At 64.0% G+C, this 1,603-nt stretch carries 3 protein-coding genes; 1 reads left to right on the top strand and 2 read right to left on the bottom strand.

All coding sequences use genetic code 11. The features are described from left to right. Positions 1-102: 102 nt before the first annotated feature. Positions 103-321 (bottom strand): DUF397 domain-containing protein, encoded by a 219-nt coding sequence (locus FF041_RS20720; protein ID WP_153524175.1) that lies wholly within the window; start codon positions 319-321, stop codon positions 103-105. Further along, complete coding sequence (locus FF041_RS20715; RefSeq protein ID WP_153524174.1) at positions 318-1,136, bottom strand: helix-turn-helix domain-containing protein; 819 nt, start codon at positions 1,134-1,136, stop codon at positions 318-320. Before FF041_RS20715 ends, FF041_RS20720 begins: the two co-directional genes overlap by 4 nt. Positions 1,137-1,291: 155 nt before the next feature. Between FF041_RS20715 and FF041_RS38020 the strand changes: the two genes are divergently transcribed. Beyond that, positions 1,292-1,603, top strand: a 312-nt coding sequence (locus tag FF041_RS38020; protein ID WP_194292109.1) for a hypothetical protein, incomplete at its 3' end; no start/stop codon positions are given.

Genomic DNA, 1,603 nt, shown 5'->3' with positions numbered 1-1,603 from the left:
GTTTTACGTCCCGGCACCACCCCTGCGCGGCCCCCTCCCGCAGTCGGCTGCCGATCCCTGGAATCCGCCGGTCACCGAACGGGGTTCTCCGAGGCGGGGGTCTCAGCTCACATCGGCGTTGCGGGCGAGGGTCACCAGTCCGGCGAACGCAGTGCTCGACACCGTGAGGACCGGGCCGGTCGGGCGCTTGCTGTCCCGGACGGGGACGACGCCGGTAGCGGTCGCGTGCGCGGGGGCCCACTCGATGCACTCACCTCCATCGGGACCGCTGTGGGTGCTCTTGACCCATGTAGCGACCTTTGCGTCGAATTCGGAAGTCATCGCGCGTACTCCTTGTGAATCTCTTGGATGCGGGCCACAGATGCATCATGCCCCAGCGCCTCAGCCCGTAGGCGATCAAAGATGGCTAGCCCCGTCTTCACTATCTTCGGTGTCTCCAACGGTCGGCCCCCCTGGGGCCCTTCAACATGCAGCACGGTAGGGCCTTGGTCGAAGACCAGCAACGTAAACGCAGTACCCATTGCCGGTACTACATCGAAGGGGATGAACTGAACGGTGACGTTCGGCGCGCTTGCCTCAAGCGTCAAACGCTCAAGCTGTCGAGCCATCACACGACACGAGCCGACTAGCGTGCGTACGCACGCTTCGTAGAGAACTACCCACACTTCAGGCGGGTTGGCCCGTTCAAGCACTTCGTGGCGGCGCATACGGGCGGACAGCCGAGACTCAATGGCAGCCGCCGCAAGTCGTGGGGCGCTCGCACGGTAGAGGGCACGGGCGTACTCAGGTGTCTGGAACAGCCCCGGCACAAACACGGTTGAGTAATTGAGGATCTGGCGCGCTTTGCGTTCACGCTGGGTGTACGGCTCGAACCAAGCTGGATGGTCTCCCTCAATGGCTTGTTGACGCTGTCGTGCCAACAAGGTACCCGTCCCAAACGTCCTGTCGCACCCCTCTGCGAACTGCTCGCTGGGCACGAGCTTGGCGTTCTCCACCTTGGACACGTACGCCCCGGAGCAGCCGACTGCCGACCCAAGGCCACGGACACTCATCCGGCGTGCCGTCCGTAGGGCTTTCACGTCAACACCGAATTGCTCAACTGGAGTTAACGAAAATTGTGGGCTGTCATCGTCCATGGCGCTGATCTCCTATTTTCGCCACTCTTGGAGAACTCGAACGGCGTTCGACTTGTTAACGAGTCCCCGTTAACTGCCTGTCGCCTAGCTCTAGTTGTGCTCATCTGGTCACACAGCGAAACCCCCCGGGGGAGTGAGAGCGAGGAGGTAGCCGAATGACCAACAGCCCACAGCCGGAAGGCGCCGCGGAGCGCCGCGCCTTACCCCCGGAAGTCCCCGTTCTGCCGAAGAGGGACCGCGTCCTCACGGATCACGAACTTGTCGCCCGTCAGTACGTCCGGTGGGAGAACCGCGCGGATACGTGGTCGGTCACCCTCCCCGCAACGGTTGAGACGCCGGACGGACCGGTCAAGGTCGTCCTCCGCCCCTTCCCCCGGGACACGCCGCGCGGCCCCTTCCCCCGGGCGAACCGGGCCACCCTTGCTCGCCTCTACATGGCGCTCGCCGACTACCGCGCTCGAATGGGG

The sequence above is a fragment of the Streptomyces jumonjinensis genome (assembly GCF_009600885.1).
Taxonomy (GTDB): Bacteria; Actinomycetota; Actinomycetes; order Streptomycetales; family Streptomycetaceae; genus Streptomyces; species Streptomyces jumonjinensis.
Note: the sequence above shows the minus strand (reverse complement) of the source record. Positions and strands in the feature narration are given on the sequence as shown.

Coding starts and splice junctions, on each gene's coding strand:
- FF041_RS20715 (WP_153524174.1), bottom strand. CDS start 1,136: ATGGACGATGACAGCCCACAATTTTCGTTAACTCCAGTTGAGCAATTC.
- FF041_RS20720 (WP_153524175.1), bottom strand. CDS start 321: ATGACTTCCGAATTCGACGCAAAGGTCGCTACATGGGTCAAGAGCACC.